Origin of the sequence: Mesonia ostreae (genome assembly GCF_031845265.1) — a bacterium.
Lineage (GTDB): Bacteria > Bacteroidota > Bacteroidia > Flavobacteriales > Flavobacteriaceae > Mesonia > Mesonia ostreae.
Genome location: NZ_JAVRBG010000003.1, coordinates 293,828 through 310,458, shown reverse-complemented (window position 1 = coordinate 310,458; position 16,631 = coordinate 293,828). Strand labels below are relative to the sequence as shown.

Below are 16,631 nucleotides of genomic sequence, written 5' to 3'. Positions count from 1 at the left end.
GCAAAGATTTTGACACAGGTAATGTATGTCTCAAATTTAATGTAGAAAAGAGTTGGTTTTTACCTCAGTTCTTTGTTGTGTGTAGTGCTTTCCGCTATATTTTTAATTTCAATGTAGTCATTTAATAACTCATCGATTTGGTTTATTGATTTTTTGTCAGATAATATTGGTCTTACTGGATGCATTACTTTTTGTCTCACTAAATTATAAACTCCTTCTGTTCCAAATTTAGCAGAGTATTTGTTTAGTGGTTTGTATTCATTTGGCAATTTGGATATAAATTTTTTGAGTGTAATTCCGACCGTTTGTAAATACATATGTTGAAATATGTCACTATCATTATTGTCTTTGATGCTTTTTTGAAATGAATTCGATAAATCTGATAAATGTTTGTCTTCGGATTTTTTGAATTCAGACAGAATTTCATCTTGTGATACGTGTTTTTTCAAAATTTCAGAAACACTTCTTTCAATGTCAGCGATTATGAAAAATAGATAATTATACACTAATTGACAGTTCAGATTCACATAGGAAACCAATCCTAAAATTTGGTCGTGGTCTGTCAAGAAATAATAATGCCTATCGTCATTTTTAAATTTTCTAATCAAATCTTTTAAGCTCAATCGATAGTAAATTGTTTGAGCGTCATTAATTTTATTTTTGTTCAGGCTCGAATAAACATTCCATTCTTGCGTAGAAAAATAGGAATTAAAAGTTCCGTCCTCATTTTCAATCGGTAAAACATCAAAACGATTTTTTTGCATTAATTCGACAGCTAATTTTTCTTCTGTAGATTTAGTCGATATCCAATCCCATTTACTAATTCCGATTTGAGAAGCTGAAACTTCTATTGCTGGGTCATAATGAAACTGTTTCTTAATGTTCATACGGTTTTTTTTGCATTACACACAACGGTTTTGTGTATGATTAGTGGCGTGTTTAAGCCACTAATTTAGCAAATACAAACCAAATAGAAAATCCGCGAGGATTTTCGTAAGCAAGCTCGAACTAGCCATTAATTATACACGTTGTTGTAGCCAGTTATTTTTCAGATTTTATTTCTTCGCTCAATTTTATAATATACTTTACTATTTTTTCTTGAAATCCATTTGAATAATATATTTCATCTCGTTTTGCATTCAGTTGTAAATAAAATCGATTAGTAGAAATCACATTCTCATTATCATAGTGGTTTTCATTAAATTCAGCGTAATATGCTTTTTCATTTTCGTAATAAATACTAATTTCTAATCTTTCCGTATTTGCGTTTAGAGAATCTTTCACGTCATATTTGTAATGTACAGTTTGATTATGTTCAGCTTTGATGATTTTATTCGTTCTGTCGTTTGTATAAGTATATGTTGAAAATCCTCCAGAGGCAATCTCAACTTTTAAACTATCGGTAAGTTCAATCGACCCTTCTGAAATTCCTGTCGTAATATATTTTTCTCGATATTCCATTTTATCAGATGCGATAATTATGCTATCTGTTTTTTTTGCTTTTTCCGTCAGCTTATCAAATTCCGTTTGAGTTCTGTTATAAGGGTGCACTTTATTTTGTCCAAATAAATTTGAGCTAAATAAAATCAATATTATAATCGAGATTCTCATTTTTTTTTAATTGGCTACAACGTTTTTGTATATGGTTTGTTGCGTGGTTAAGCAACTAAGTTAACAAATAAAAACCGAATAGAAAATCCGCGAGGATTTTCGTAAGTAGGCTAGAACCAAGCAATAAATTATATACAGTGTTGTATGCAGTTATTTTATCAGTCGAAATGAATTCAGAAACGGTTCAATTAATCCTTGTTCTTCTCCAAGATAAGTTATTTGGTAAGACCTGTTTCCAACAAAGAAAATTTTCCCTTTAATTCCTCCTTTTACTCCTCTCGGAACATTCGCATCTGGATTCAAAGAAAATTCATAATATATTCCTTGCAGTTTATGTTGTTCAGTTGATTCTTTTTTAGTCAACTTAAAAACTCCACCATACTTTGCTTCAGTTGTTTTTAAAATTTGGTCATAAGCTTGGTCTTTGTCCCAAGACTCCATTACATATTCAGGAAAATCAATGTATTCAGCCATATATATCATTTGTTGTCCAGCAACTGCTTGATAATTATAGATTTTGTATTTATCAGTTCCTATTTGATTGTCGATAACTCTCAAAGTCGGTTCTATTGGAAAGTCAATTATAAAATTTCCACTTTCGGAAGAAAACTCATCAGATTCCGTTTTTTCCATTTCAGCTTTGTCTTTCGTTTGTGATTGACAAGAATTAAAAGTAAAAATTGTCAGTAGGATAATCAATAAATTTCTATTCATAAAGTTTGGTTTTAATTGCATACAACGTTGTTGTATATGGTTTGTTGCGTGTTTTAAGCAACTAATTTAGTAAATAATTACCGACCAAGAAAGTCCGCTAGGACTTTCGTAAATTGGCTAAAACCAGCAATAAATTATATACGGTGTTAGCTACAGTTTTTTATTTTTCAGAACTTTCTTTACTCTTCCATACTAAATAATTGTGGCGGTTCAATTCCAATATTTGGCAATGCATCATACATAGCTCCTCTAACAGAGTTCATTGTTTTATATTTTCTACCTTCAGGGTCAATTCCAACATTCAGTATTGTTATTTCTAATTTTATGTCTTTTTTTTGATAATCATTTATCCAAGATTGAATTTCAAATTCAATCTCTTTTAAAACGTTATTGTCTTTCAATTCAATATTTTCTCCTCTTTTTAATATTGCAAAGTTTGATATCTCAACTTCAAGAGTTAAATCAGAGTAAATTCCATCTTTACCATTTCCAAGAATAAATTTATTAGTAACTTTTGTTGTTATTTTATTCTTCATTTTTTCAGTTGCTTCGTTCAATTTTTCTAAATTAAATCCTTTCGTCAATTCAGTCAAAATCAAGTTTTCTTTTATTTTACTTTCCAACCCATTTAGAGATTTGTCATCATCGATAATCAGAAAATCAGATGTTTTAAATTCCGCTATAAATTTCAGAACTTCTTCTTTTCGGTTTTTACAATCTGCGTATTCTGGTAAAAATCCAATTATTTCTTTATTTATTCCACGATTTTTGAAAATCTGATTGAATTCATTCAAAGTTTTTACAGTTCGTCGAGTTGAACTCAACCAAATGTCAAATTCCGCAAGAGTGAGAAGTTGGTTTAAGTTTTTAACACAATTTTCATTGAATTCAGAATATCCATCCGAGTCAATTCGGTCGGCTTTCCACGATGGATTTGTTATTAAAACTCCATCTAAATCTAATATCAAAAGTTTGTCGTTTCTCAAATTGTAGCTAACGTGATTGTATATGGCAAGTAGCGTGTAATTATGAGTTAATTTTCAATCTTACCACAAGCCAAATCTTTTGTATTTTGTTTTTATCTTATTTTTCAAAAAGCCAAATCAAAAGATTTGGCGATCTTACCAAAGATACCAAAATTTTCCGTTTTAAAATCAAACCCCGCTATTTGCTATATACGGTGTTGCCACACGTACTTTATCCGAAATGTTGTTTATAAAAATAATCATCTGCCCATTTTGGTCTTTTTGAAAATACTTCTCTTAATTGTTCATCTGACATATTTTGAGATATTCCTAAATCCGTTTCCTTAAGTTTTTCATTAACTATTTTACTTAAAGATAACGGAAGGTACAAACCGTCTCCAATATTAGAAACTTGTTTAAGTATTCTTTTGTTTAATAGACCAGCAACAATTGCATTATCAATTGGCATTGTAACTGTTTGACGTTGCTGAATAGTAAATTCTCTAATTACTGCTTGTTCGAATGGGTCTAAACAGCTCAATTCATTTACAATGTACTTTGTGTTTTTATTATAGTTGAGTTTTCTTTCTATTTTATTCTTAATAAAATAAAGTATTGACAATCCAATAAATGCGATACAAACTATAAAGACTATGCCGAAGAATTTTCCATAATCATTTTCAAATTCGGAAAGTTTTAAATCTTTCAAAAACTCTGCGGAACTAAACAATAAAATTCCACTCACTATCCCAAATAGTAAAAATATCTTAATAGGAATTTTTCCAAAATCAATTAAGTCACTAAATTTAAAACTCATCTGAATTTATATTTGTAGTTGAAACTCCAATAACTTTTACTTGAGGGTTTTCCACTTCTTCTAAATCAACAAAAAAATGAATTTCTCGATGAGTTGTATTTTTATCCAATCTTATTGTTACATCCTTCCGGCGTACATCAATTATTTTATATTGAATATCACTTAAATTAATTTTACATAAAGTTCCAATTTCAATCATAGTGTTTTTTTTTCGTATGTGTGGCTAACGTTGTTGTATAAGAATAGTTGCGTGTTTGCGTGCGAGGAATTTCTGAAGGAAATTCAGATGTAGCAAATACGCAACTACCTTTATTTAAGCACAAAATAGCAATTATTTTTATACGTTGTTGTGCATAGTCTTTATCTTTCTCTAAACATATCCTCATCTGGTTCATCATAGTAATTGTCCCAAAAGTGTGTCACGAAGTCGGGACTTTGAATTACTTCACCATTGTCAATAGTTATATCATCAAGATTATGAGCTCCGATTGGATATTCCCAAATTTCTAAAGTAACATTTATGTCATTACCACAAAATGAACATTCGAGAGGTTCTTCCGATTGATATTGATTTTCTGCTCCCATACTTCTTTCTGAACCACCAACACAATCAAATTCAAGATAAAGCTCCTCTATGGGAACTTCATTTCTTTGATGACAAAATCCGCACTTGTATATCAGAGCATCATTATTTCGATTGCTTATTACATTAGATATTTCCTCAATTCTCGCGTCTTCTATATCAACTTCCAAATATTCTTTTGCTTTGTAAACAAATTGTGATTGATTATACATCCAAAAATCTTTCTGATTATTGTCATTAAATTCTTTAATCAATTCTTCTCTTGGACTTTCAATTCTATTTCGTGAATCTTTGTAGCACCAATCAATTTTTAAGTCATTGCAAATAAAAATCACACTTTTATCAATGTCTTTTGCATAATTTAAAATCTGTTTCCAAACGATTAAATCTCCGAAAATTTGTGTGCCTATTTTCTCTTTTAAATCTTTATAACCTGGTGGGATTTCAAATTCATATCTTAGTTTTCCTTCTGCTACTATTCGCATAATTTCCGAATGTGATAGTTCTGGGCCAACATTTAAATTGTCTTCGAAAGCTTTCAAGATTGTGTCATTTTCATTGAGTGATTTTATTTCAGTCTCTTGTTTGGCGATTTCTTCGGTTAAGTCCTTTTCGAATTGTTGTACTCTTGCATCAAGCTCCTTTGTAAATTCGATAAACTCATCTATTTTTTCTTGTGGTAAAAATGGATGCTTTTCAGGTTTTAAAGTATCTTTTTTTATTTGCTCTGAAACTTTTAAAATTTTAGTTTTTGCAGAAGTGATATCTTTTATCTTTTCGTTTTTTATTGGATTATAGTTTTCAACTATTGGTTTTTCTATAATACCCTTTCTGTTTTTTAAATATTCAAATTGAACGTGATAAGGAATCCATAATCTGTCTTTTAATTTCAGAAATATTTTATCAAAAATTTCTTGCCTTGTCTCTTTTGGATAGTAATAGAAGTCTATTAATGCTGAAGTATCAAAAACTACAATAGAATCATTCCAAAGGTTTTTTTCCTTTTCAGGACTTAACTCATATTTTTCAAAACTTTCTCTGTTCATCAAATTTCGATAGTTTGTTTAGATTATGCACAACGGTCTTGTATATGAAAAGTAGCGGGTTTTTAAGCACTAAATTTTCAGTTTAACAAAGACCTTTAATTTATTCATTTCCTATTGATTAAGCGATAAAACCGCTATTTTTTATATACGTTGTTATGTGCTGGCTTTTAATTCTTTCAAATCTTCTAATTTATTAACTATACCTCTTTCTTGGTAAGGACTTGTCAAACTTAACATAGTTATTTTTCTATCCTTTTTCCATTTAATCAACAATATGAATGAGATTAGTATCAAAACTTTTAATTCTTTTTCATCTTTGGTGCTATACTCTTCTTTTAAAGAATTATTTTCAGGTAAGTTGATATCAATAACATTCGAGTATAATTGATATTTTTCATCTAAAAGAGATAAGCCAAATTTGTTAATTTCTTTTTTAGGTAATTTTTTTGATTCAAATCTTGGTAAATCATTTTTATCTAGAATAAAAAATGTATCGCTTAAACGATTATTTGAAGATGGTATCTCAATAATTAAGTTTTTAAATTTTGATTTTTCAATTAATTGTTTTGAATCATAACCTGGTCGAATTGCTACAATAGCTTTGTTGTTTAAGTCTTTTATTATTCTTTCAAACCCATCTATTAATTGTTTTCTTTCGATTAGATACTTTTCGGTTCTCGCTAATAAAAAGCTATTTGGTAAAAAATACTTTATTTTATTATTGGCAATATGTTGGGCATATACAGAATCAAAATTAATATTTGGGATATCATTGTCAGTGAAAGATGATTTAGAAGAAACAATCAATTCTCCATTGATAGATGTAATTACACTATCATCTACATTATTAAAGTCTTTACCGTTTTCAATTGTTTTATACTCCTCTAATGCACCTTTGATAATTTGTTTTGTTGTGTTTTTAAAAGTCTGAATTTTATCTTCTGATAAATTAGCATTCAATTTGGTTAAATCAATCTTCTCTTTAATTTTCTTATCCAAATCGTCAAAAACACCGAGCACTTCGTCTGTTTCGACTTTATAATTTAATGTATCTAAAAGTGTTTTATTGGATAGAATTGTCTCAATACAACTTTTAAAATATGGTAATCTATCGTTGTAAGAATATAAGTCTTGAAGGTCATTCGTTAGATTATGAAATATTTTAAAATCTTGATAAACATAAATGGTCTGTTGGGTAAACTGACGAACAAATAGTAGTGAGATATATAAACAGATATTGTGAGCAACATTTCTACTAATGCCTAAATTATCTATTTCAGGGAAAAAATATTTATATTCGATTGGTTCCGCTCGTGATTTAAATTCATTACTAAATTGGTCAAACCAATAGAAAATTTCATCCATTGTTTGGGGTAATAGCGGATAACTTGGTGGTTGTGATTGTGAAAATGATAGGATGTACTTTAAAGTGTTGTACTTGTCTTTATAGTAGACTAAACCACCTAGAGCGTAGTTAAACTCTAAAAACCTTTTTCTTTCTATCTCGACTTTGTCAATTTCTTCTTGATTTGTTATTCCATTTTCACCATATTCTGGCATAACTCCTGAAAGGCTATAGTTAAAATATTGAGATGCTGAAGACCAATAGTTACTTATTAAGTACTTATAATCACTTGACGTAATCAAATTCCGCCACAGCCAACTGTAAGTAGTTTTCGAAATTTTAGCAAATTTGAAACTTTCTCCAATTAACCAAGTTCCAGATGAAGCTCGATGCTCCAAAGCTTTCAGCTTTTTATTTTGGTGGTTTATTGAAGATGCTATTATTTCATTTGTAATGTTGTATAAATCGAATTTATATTCTGGCCCTTCTTTTTCGTCAAATTTTTCTCTAGAGCTATGAAATTGTTTAGAATAAAAATCTAATAACGGTTCTTGCAAATGAGGGTCTTGTTTTTCAATTGCAAAAATTGCAAAATCATTTATTGCCTTTAATTGATATGTTTTTGATTGGTCTTCTTCCTTCGTGTTATTATATTTTTTGATTAAATAGTGTAATAATTCTGATGCTTTACTTTGGTAAAGCATAATCTTATTAATCCAATAAAAAAATGTAATTGTCAATATAAGTGTAAGTGAAAAAATCAAAATATCGGCTGAATTCTCAATAAAACGATTACCTCTAAAGTATTCTATTGGTTCTAACCAAAATATTTGAAACACAAAGCTTAACAATGTTAGAATAAGAATTAATTGAAAGAAAGATATCCTACCGATTACTTTATTATCAGGATATTCAGACGAAAAAACATTTGGTAAATATTCAGAATTATATTTCTGTCCTATATTGGAAATCTTATCAATCAAAATTGGATAAGCAATACCTAAAATTGCTATATCAATCGCCACACATATTTCTATAACATAATTCATATTTTTTCAAAAGTTGGTATCGATGTTCGGTTTTTTAGCTTGCACATAACGTGTTTGTATATGGCTCGTAGCGTGCAAAATAGCAATTACTTTTCATTAAGCACGAGCCTAATTTTTTAGTTTTCTTATTACCTTTTTTTCTCAATAAGCCAAATTAAAAAATTTGGCGTTCTTGTAAATATACTTTAGCTTAGATTAAGCAACTAATTAGCTATGAGATATATACGGTGTTGTGTGTAGTTTTATATTCTACCTTTTTGTATGTTATCATATATCATTGATTCAACTCCTTTTGAGTCATCAATTTTTGATTCTTGAAAGTATTGTTCGCATTTTGGACACTTCATTGCACTTTGGATGAAATTTGATTTATCTAATAACTCTATGTCACATTTTTTACAAAATGGCCATAAGTTAATTATTTTCCATTTAGCTTTATTTGAATCCCATTTCCAATCCCATTTCCATTTCCAATTTTTAAAATCATCTGCTTTATAATTTTTTAGATTTTCAGGTAACTCAGGAATTTTACTTTTCTGAACTTTAATATAAAACCACTTGATTATTTTATATAACAATAATAGTGAAATAATTAACCATAATTGTATTTCTACTGAAAAGAGATTTTTTATAAAGCGCCATATGTTATTTGAGATTGTTGTTATGGTACTTAAAATAGGTTGTTCCTTTATGTAGTCATAAATTATTGCAGCAATCAAGCTTAAAATTATAGTTCCGATAGCACCATTAAACCATTTTTTATTTGAAGTACTGCTCATTTAGAAAATCTTATAATTTAATTTTTTTTTAAATATTAATGTTTATATGAATATAATTTATCGCCATTTTTTTTATCAAATTACACACAACGTTTTTGTATATGAAAAGTTGCGTGTTTGCGAACGGCTAATTTTCCGCAGGAAAATTGAAGTGAGCAAATACGCAACAACTTTAAATTAAGCCTAAAATAGCAATTTTTTATATACGCTGTTATATGCTGGTTTTTTTTTCACATATTTTGTCGGCTTAAATCAGCTTTTTAGTATAATTATCAGCCATAATATATAATAAGCATTTTTAAATATCAATTTTAACTTTTTACATTGATATTATCAGCAACATTTTTAAAACTGCTATATATTTTGAAATTGAGTTCCAAATTATCTCAATCGAGATTAATTTTTAAAATTCCAATTGATCAGTTAAAGTCGTGTACAACGATAAAAATGTAGATAGGCACATTTCTGCGCTTAAATAAAATTTTTAAAACAAAGCTTTGATATAATTGTTATCAGCTATTTATAACGATTGGCAAAACTTGCATATAACGGTTTTGTGTATGATTAGTGGCGTGTTTAAGCAACTAATTTAGCAAATAAAAACCGAATAGAAAATCCGCGAGGATTTTCGTAAGTAGGCGAGAACTAGCCATTAATTATACACGTTGTTGTAAGTAGTATTTTACGCAGATATAAGTTCTTTGCTTTTTTCCGATTCACGTTCAGACCAAAGAATATAATCAGCATTTTTTGCTTTAAGTGCGTCTAAAAATTCAGTTCGAACTTCTTTGTCAATATTGTTTATTATCGCAATTGCGTTTACATCTTTTTTCGTGATTTTTTCACGAACTGGTTTTATATCATCCCAAGAAAAAAGAAAAGTAGATAAATTTGATTTATTTACTGTATTGAATGATTTAATTACAATTTCTTTATTCTTTTTTGCGATTTGAAAATCGAAATTAAATTCTAAACCTGTAGCTCCTTTTGAAATAAAATCAGGTGTATAAATTATGTCGTGAGAATCTAAATATGACCTAACGTCTTCTTTAAATATTGAAGCAACATTATTTTTTGATAAAACATATAAATCATTAATCTCAATTATTGCAGATAGAAAATTATGCTTTGATTGAGAAAAATTTTCAATGTTTGCTTCTATTGTCAATTCGTCACTTTCAGCTCTTACTCCATAGTTTAATAGAATAGTGTCTAAAATTGCTCTACGTCTTTTTGAACCTTGAATATGCAGACCTTGAAGTTCTAAATTAGACATAGTTTCTCCGTTATCACTTAATCTTAAGTGATTTCCTTTTTTTTGAGCATAAATTTCAATAGTATCATTAAAGGCTCCAACAAAAGGTGTGTTTATTAGAAACCAATCAGTATTAGAGTCCTTTTGGATAAAGGTTTTCTCTCTTAACCAATTGTAATAATCGTCCACATATGTGTTTACCCAATTCAAAGTATTGCTTGTTGTATGTTAATTAATGATTTTAAATTTATTCTTCGGGCAAAGTTAATTATTAAATCCGATAAGTCTGATGCGTGAGTAATATCTTTAATTGGAAAATCACTATCAGTTAGCGGAATTGCCCAAGCTAAAGGTTTATATCCTTCAACATAGATATGAATATGCGATTCTGTTGGGTCAAACCATTTGTCAGCATATGGGATAAGAAAATCAGGTAAAGAAGGAAGTATATTTGCTGGATTGTGATGACCTCCTTTGAAATCAATTCTTAATAAACCAACAAAAGAATTGCTTTCCAAATGATGTATAGAAGTTTTAAGTATGATTTTTTGATTGGTCGTTATTTCAACCCAAAATTCATAATCAGAATCTTGATGAGAAATCAATTCCAATCTATTTTTCTTTTTCGATAAATCTATTGTTTGATTAGGGTTAGTTAAAACCTTTTCTAAATCCAATAAATACTTTGCTTCTTGGTTAGTTAGCATTTTTCTTAATATTACTTACAACGGTCTTGTGTATGGTTAGTTGCGTGTTTAAGCAACTAATTTAGTAAACAAAAACGAACGCGAGAAAATTCCGAAGGAATTTTCCAAATAAGCACTTGCCAAAGCAATTAATTATACACGGTGTTGTGCGTTCGTTTTTATTTCGTTGTTATTAATATTACGTTTCCATCGTAAACTCTACAAAAGTTTGTCCTTTGCATCATTTCTTCTGATAAAATATTAAATGATTTAATTGCATTTGGGTCAATTTTTGTCTTTTCTAATAAGCTATCGGTTAATGGAATTCCGTCAATTATTACTAATTCAATTTTCTTTTTATTCCAACCCCTTTGTCCAGCAGATAAGCTATCCAAATTCAGGTTTTTCATTTCAAACAATTCAGTTCGTTTGAGTTGAGTGATTTTCAATTCTCTTGTTCGCTTGTCAATTCGGATACTTTCAATATTGTCTTTGTCAAGAAACACAGTTTCCAAATCCGTTTTTTCATTATCCACAAACATTTTATATTCGGTTGAATATTTTTTTAAAATTTTATTTCGGTCGTATTTTATATTCCGAGTTGCGCAGCCGAAAGTAAAAGTCAGTAATAATAGAATTAGAAATATTCTCATTTTTTCTGGTTTTAATTCAAAAATATTTCAATTCCTTTTTTCATAAAAGCTATAATGAGTGAAAGATGTTTTTCGTTTAGTTAACGAGCTCTTAAATGACGCACAACGGTCTTGTGTATGGTTAGTTGCGTGTTTAAGCAACTAATTTAGTAAACAAAAACGAACGCGAGAAAATTCCGAAGGAATTTTCCAAATAAGCACTTGCCAAAGCAATTAATTATACACGGTGTTGTGCGTTCGTTTTTATTTCGTTGTTATTAATATTACGTTTCCATCGTAAACTCTACAAAAGTTTGTCCTTTGCATCATTTCTTCTGATAAAATATTAAATGATTTAATTGCATTTGGGTCAATTTTTGTCTTTTCTAATAAGCTATCGGTTAATGGAATTCCGTCAATTATTACTAATTCAATTTTCTTTTTATTCCAACCCCTTTGTCCAGCAGATAAGCTATCCAAATTCAGGTTTTTCATTTCAAACAATTCAGTTCGTTTGAGTTGAGTGATTTTCAATTCTCTTGTTCGCTTGTCAATTCGGATACTTTCAATATTGTCTTTGTCAAGAAACACAGTTTCCAAATCCGTTTTTTCATTATCCACAAACATTTTATATTCGGTTGAATATTTTTTTAAAATTTTATTTCGGTCGTATTTTATATTCCGAGTTGCGCAGCCGAAAGTAAAAGTCAGTAATAATAGAATTAGAAATATTCTCATTTTTTCTGGTTTTAATTCAAAAATATTTCAATTCCTTTTTTCATAAAAGCTATAATGAGTGAAAGATGTTTTTCGTTTAGTTAACGAGCTCTTAAATGACGCACAACGGTTTTGTATATGGCTCGTAGCGTGCAAATTAGCGATAACTATTCGGTTAAGCACGAGCCGAATTTTTTAATTTTCTTATTATCTTTTCTTTTCAATAAGCCAAATTAAAAAATTTGGCGGACTTCGCAAATATGACTTAACTTCAATTAAGCAACTGCCCAGCTATGAGCTATATACGTTGTTGTAGATAGTGCTTTCTGCATTATTTTCCGTTAAAGACTTTATCTTCTACTTCACGTAATATTATAAAAATACTTTTAAAATACTTAAAAGCAATTTCTTTAGAATTACTCTCTTGTAACATTTGAGAAATTGCTGGTGAGAATTTAGGTATTTCAATTCGTTCTGGCATTCTCAATTCTGTTCCTTGTTTTAAATTCTGCTTCACCTCATTAAAATCAAACATAAATCCACCAAAATCAGTCGCGTTCTCATTTATTTTTGAAACTTGGGCGTGAGAAAATGGATTTCTAAATCGATTTTTGGCAGTTTTAATATATTCAAATTGTTTGTCAGTAAATAAATTCAGCTCGTATGCTTTTGCTAAAGAATTATGCAAAGTAAGTCCGTCATAGTCTTTTTCGCTTTCATCAAGTTTTTCACGATATTTTTGAATTTCAGCGTAGCTAAATTCCTGAGTATGATTTTTTATTAATGTCAATTTTACCATTCGCTCTAAAAAGTGATTTGTAGAGAAAATACTTGCTTGATAAAATTCAAAAAGCAAACAATTTAAAATTTCGTTCTTTAGATAATTCAGTTCGCAAAAAGTCATAAAAGAATGAGCATAAAATGGTTCAAGTTGATTGTGGTTTTTCTCAATCAATTCGGTGTAATATTTAGATTTTTGTTCTGTTCTCAATGTTTTTTTGCATTATCTACAACGTTTATGTATAAGAATAGTTGCGGGTTTGTATGAGAGGATTTTCCGAAGGAAAATCAGACGTTACAAACACGCAACGACCTTTGATTAAGCACTAAACCGCAATTATTTTTATACGGTGTTAGGCAAAGTATTTATTTTTTAAAGTCCGATAAAATAAAATCAAAATTTTTCATTATTTCCTCTATTTTTTCTTTTGTTTCGACACTTTCTTTTAATTCCGGCTTTAAGCTCTTTTTTATTATTTCATAATTAAGTCCAAAATATTGTTTAAACCCGATTGTAATTATTTGAGACATCAACAATTGACAATGTGATTTTAGTCTTTCAATATCAGATTTAAAAGTTTCTTTATCAACTACAATTCTATTATTTGTATCTGGATTAAAAAAATCTGGATGAATTTCCTCGCGATGATATCCGTCATTGTGTTTCACGGCATTAGAAATGTAATTTATTCTTTTTGTTATATTAAAATGGTTGTGAGATTTGAAAATATTTATTTTAAATTCTTTTTTGCAATATTCTTCGATAGTCAACAAATTGTTTTCTTCATTAAGTTCTTTTAAAAGAAAGTTTGTCGCATCGACCAATGATTTTAGATATGACTCGTATTTATGGAAAAGTCCAACATATCCAAGTCGAATAGTTTCGTGAAGATTCTCCTTTAATTCATCTTTTGAAATATTCAACAAATGTTTGTATTTAGACTTTGAAACTTGATTCCAACTATCTACAATTGATTTATTCGCTGAAGGAATATAATAATTCAGAAAAAGAGCTTGAAAATTTTCCATTTCGGATGATGACTTAATAATCAAGTCAAAAAGTCTTTTTCCTTCTTCTGATTCTTGTAATTTATCAAAGTCTTTTACTTTGGCAAAATTCTCGGACAATCTTTCAACGAGTGAGTCAATTGGATTGTGTTTCGGTTTTCTCATATTTTGCCTAACGTGTTTGTATATGAAAAGTAGCGTGCAAACAGGCGCAATTTTTTCGGTTGAGCACAAGCCAAATCTTTTGCATTTTTGGTTTTACCTTTACTTTTCAAAAAGCCAAATCAAAAGATTTGGCGACTAACCAAATATAGCTAAATTTTCGATTTAGAACAGATGGAGCTATTTTTTATATACGGTGTTAGCATACGTTTTATTTAGATTTCTTTATAAACTTAAGTATGTCGTCAAGAAGAATTGAAATCATTGGACTAGCTAGAGAAATCATAATCATATTATTTTGAGCATTTTTTTTAGTTACTGATTCATACAGATGCATTAATAAAGTAATCTGTGCATTTTTTTTTGTTATCAAATAGAGGTGTTGTTAAAGAACTATATTCTCTATATCTGTTTTGGTATTGAGAAACTATTTCTACTTTTGAATCTGAATTTTTAAAGTCTGATATATTTTTATCTAATGTTGATAAACTTAATTTATCAATTAAATCTTTTTTTTCAGGATTTTTCGATAAATTAATAAATAAATTTGAGAGAAAGGAAAGATTGAAATAGGTAATTTCACTAAAATCAATTTTATTTTCCTCAATTTTCAGAGTTTTTTGAAAGACTTTTTGAATAAAATCATTTCCTTGGTTAATTTGCTCTTCTAAATCGTTAAGATTTATTTCTCTTTTCTTTTTAAATAATTTGAACATTAGGTTTAATTTTAACTTGTTGGTATTGTTGTAAACATTAAATATGCAAAAACTGGCCATAAAACAAAACCAATTAAGCTAAGTGTTATTTTTCCAGTAATTCTTTCTATAAAGACAGAAAAAAATGTAGTTAATATGCCGATTATTAAAATTATAAAAGGTGCCCACCACACTGTTTTATAGCCGTAAAAAATTAAATATGCGAAGCCAATTATCATTCCAGAAAAAGCAAAAATATTCAAAATAAGATGGAATAATTGACTCTCACCTCTAAACTCTTTTGAATGCAATTGTTGATAATATATAAATATTGAAAATAAAGTATAATAAATTATATTCAGTATGTCAAAATTCTCCATAAGTGTGCTTTTAAATGTATGCTAACGGTCTTGTATATGGCTCGTAGCGTGTAAATTAGCGATTATTTTCGGATTAAGCACAAGCCAGATTTTTAAATTTTACTATTTATCTTTTTTGTTGGAAATCGTCAAATTTAAAAATTTGGCGACTTTCCAAAAATGCCTAAACTTCGATTAAGCAACTGCCCAGCTATGAGCTATATACTTTGTTAGCACACGTTTTTTATCTCTGTTTTGCGAACAAATTCAATTCTCTTATCGGCTCTTTAAAGGCATTTTCCATTCTTACAGATGAGTCAACTAAAAATTCGTTCATAGTCTGCCAATCTTCTTCTTCGAAGTAACTTACTCCATCGTGTTGATATTTTATTCGACAAGTTACATTGTCATCCATTCGTTCCCAAGTCAATTCTGCACCAAAGTCGTTTTCTATCTGTTCTTTTTTACTGTAAATAAAATCGAAAAGTTCTTTGTTTTCTTCTTTATTCCCACGATTAAATGTGATTTCACTTCTGCAATAATTTCCGCTAACTGCACAACTTAAATTTACTCCACTCATTCCAATTCCTTTCCCAATCCAACTTTCTTTAGTAGGCGAGTTGTTTGTAAACAAGTTATTTTTGGTGTTGCTATAATTAATGAAATTTTCCCAAAACTTTATTCTTACGTGATGTCTGTTTTTTAATGTTTCTTGAACCTCAATTTCTTCTTGTGCTTTTGTCGAAATGCTGATTGCAAAATCTTCTGTTTCTTTTGTCGGTAGTATTTGCTCAACATTTAAAAACAATTGGTCTTCGTAAGCAAAAGGCGTAACTTTAAAACATTGAAGTCGAATTTTAAAATTTAAAAGCCAAAGAACCGATGAAGTAACTTCTTTTCGGAAATTTGCAGCCACCAAAATCAGTCGTTGAGAATTTAAACCTTGATTTAAAACAACTTCTGATAAATCTCTGCCATCAAAAAAATCAGATAATTTTTCTTGAGCGATTGCAGAAGTTCCTAAAAAGTCTTGATAAACTTTAATAATATCTTGTTTCGTTAAACTCGCACAATAGGATGCATATTTGATTGCTTGCCAAGTAACATCTTTTCCAGAATCGTCAAGTTTGTTCTCGATAACAACTACGTTTCCAAGTTTGTCTAACGCAAGTAAATCCAATCTTTCGTTAGTTTCACTAAATCCGCTAAATTCTTTTTGGATTATTAGAAGTTCCTCGCCTAAAGTTGAAGGGTTATTTGCAATCCATTCCTGCAAGTGGTCACGTTCTCTAAATTTCAGTTCAGAAAATGTTTTTTGCTTTAATTTGGTTACTCGATTTTGTTCTTTATTGATTAAGTACATTGGTTTGGTTAAATGTGTGCTAACGTTTTTGTATATGGTTTGTTGCGTGTTTTAAGCAACTAATT

At 29.0% G+C, this 16,631-nt stretch carries 18 protein-coding genes; all 18 read right to left on the bottom strand.

The features are described from left to right. Window positions 1-59: 59 nt before the first annotated feature. The 18 genes from RLT85_RS04970 to RLT85_RS04885 all read right to left on the bottom strand — a co-directional run bounded on the left by RLT85_RS04970 (window position 60) and on the right by RLT85_RS04885 (window position 16,566). Window positions 60-887 carry a hypothetical protein gene (locus RLT85_RS04970; protein WP_311400926.1) on the bottom strand — a complete coding sequence of 276 codons (828 nt, stop codon included), beginning with the start codon at window positions 885-887 and terminating at the stop codon, window positions 60-62. 154 nt (window positions 888-1,041) lie between these two features. Next, window positions 1,042-1,611, bottom strand: coding sequence for a hypothetical protein (locus RLT85_RS04965; protein WP_311400925.1), 570 nt, complete (start codon window positions 1,609-1,611; stop codon window positions 1,042-1,044). A 150-nt stretch (window positions 1,612-1,761) separates the two neighbouring features. Then, entirely contained in the window at window positions 1,762-2,325 is a 564-nt protein-coding gene (locus tag RLT85_RS04960) for a hypothetical protein (protein WP_311400924.1), read from the bottom strand. Between the two features lie 179 nt (window positions 2,326-2,504). Continuing rightward, window positions 2,505-3,293, bottom strand: a complete 789-nt coding sequence (locus tag RLT85_RS04955) for an HAD domain-containing protein (protein WP_311400923.1) — start codon at window positions 3,291-3,293, stop codon at window positions 2,505-2,507. 229 nt (window positions 3,294-3,522) lie between these two features. Then, window positions 3,523-4,107: a super-infection exclusion protein B gene (locus RLT85_RS04950; RefSeq protein WP_311400922.1), complete on the bottom strand. Its 585-nt coding sequence runs from the start codon at window positions 4,105-4,107 to the stop codon at window positions 3,523-3,525. Then, window positions 4,097-4,306 (bottom strand): hypothetical protein, encoded by a 210-nt coding sequence (locus tag RLT85_RS04945; protein WP_311400921.1) that lies wholly within the window; start codon window positions 4,304-4,306, stop codon window positions 4,097-4,099. The genes RLT85_RS04950 and RLT85_RS04945 overlap by 11 nt, the downstream gene beginning before the upstream one ends. 161 nt (window positions 4,307-4,467) lie before the next feature. Next, a complete protein-coding gene (locus RLT85_RS04940) occupies window positions 4,468-5,736 on the bottom strand; it encodes a PIN-like domain-containing protein (protein WP_311400920.1) in 1,269 nt (422 codons plus the stop codon). A gap of 153 nt (window positions 5,737-5,889) precedes the next feature. Next, on the bottom strand, window positions 5,890-8,130 hold the full coding sequence (locus RLT85_RS04935; protein ID WP_311400919.1) for a hypothetical protein: 2,241 nt from the start codon (window positions 8,128-8,130) through the stop codon (window positions 5,890-5,892). A gap of 242 nt (window positions 8,131-8,372) precedes the next feature. Continuing rightward, window positions 8,373-8,909, bottom strand: a complete 537-nt coding sequence (locus RLT85_RS04930; protein ID WP_311400918.1) for a hypothetical protein — start codon at window positions 8,907-8,909, stop codon at window positions 8,373-8,375. 682 nt (window positions 8,910-9,591) lie between these two features. Further along, on the bottom strand, window positions 9,592-10,374 hold the full coding sequence (locus RLT85_RS04925; protein WP_311400917.1) for a DUF1828 domain-containing protein: 783 nt from the start codon (window positions 10,372-10,374) through the stop codon (window positions 9,592-9,594). Continuing rightward, window positions 10,371-10,871, bottom strand: a complete 501-nt coding sequence (locus tag RLT85_RS04920) for a DUF6978 family protein (RefSeq protein WP_311400916.1) — start codon at window positions 10,869-10,871, stop codon at window positions 10,371-10,373. The genes RLT85_RS04925 and RLT85_RS04920 overlap by 4 nt, the downstream gene beginning before the upstream one ends. Before the next feature lie 158 nt (window positions 10,872-11,029). After that, window positions 11,030-11,503 carry a hypothetical protein gene (locus RLT85_RS04915; protein ID WP_311400915.1) on the bottom strand — a complete coding sequence of 158 codons (474 nt, stop codon included), beginning with the start codon at window positions 11,501-11,503 and terminating at the stop codon, window positions 11,030-11,032. A 243-nt stretch (window positions 11,504-11,746) separates the two neighbouring features. Next, window positions 11,747-12,220 (bottom strand): hypothetical protein, encoded by a 474-nt coding sequence (locus tag RLT85_RS04910; RefSeq protein ID WP_311400915.1) that lies wholly within the window; start codon window positions 12,218-12,220, stop codon window positions 11,747-11,749. Window positions 12,221-12,530: 310 nt separating this feature from the next. Beyond that, window positions 12,531-13,190 (bottom strand): hypothetical protein, encoded by a 660-nt coding sequence (locus RLT85_RS04905; protein WP_311400914.1) that lies wholly within the window; start codon window positions 13,188-13,190, stop codon window positions 12,531-12,533. Between the two features lie 155 nt (window positions 13,191-13,345). Continuing rightward, window positions 13,346-14,152, bottom strand: coding sequence for a hypothetical protein (locus RLT85_RS04900; RefSeq protein WP_311400913.1), 807 nt, complete (start codon window positions 14,150-14,152; stop codon window positions 13,346-13,348). A 320-nt stretch (window positions 14,153-14,472) separates the two neighbouring features. Beyond that, window positions 14,473-14,865 carry a hypothetical protein gene (locus RLT85_RS04895; RefSeq protein ID WP_311400912.1) on the bottom strand — a complete coding sequence of 131 codons (393 nt, stop codon included), beginning with the start codon at window positions 14,863-14,865 and terminating at the stop codon, window positions 14,473-14,475. 11 nt (window positions 14,866-14,876) lie between these two features. Further along, complete coding sequence (locus RLT85_RS04890) at window positions 14,877-15,224, bottom strand: hypothetical protein (RefSeq protein WP_311400911.1); 348 nt, start codon at window positions 15,222-15,224, stop codon at window positions 14,877-14,879. Window positions 15,225-15,447: 223 nt separating this feature from the next. After that, window positions 15,448-16,566: a DUF4268 domain-containing protein gene (locus RLT85_RS04885; protein WP_311400910.1), complete on the bottom strand. Its 1,119-nt coding sequence runs from the start codon at window positions 16,564-16,566 to the stop codon at window positions 15,448-15,450. Between the last annotated feature and the right edge of the window lie 65 nt (window positions 16,567-16,631).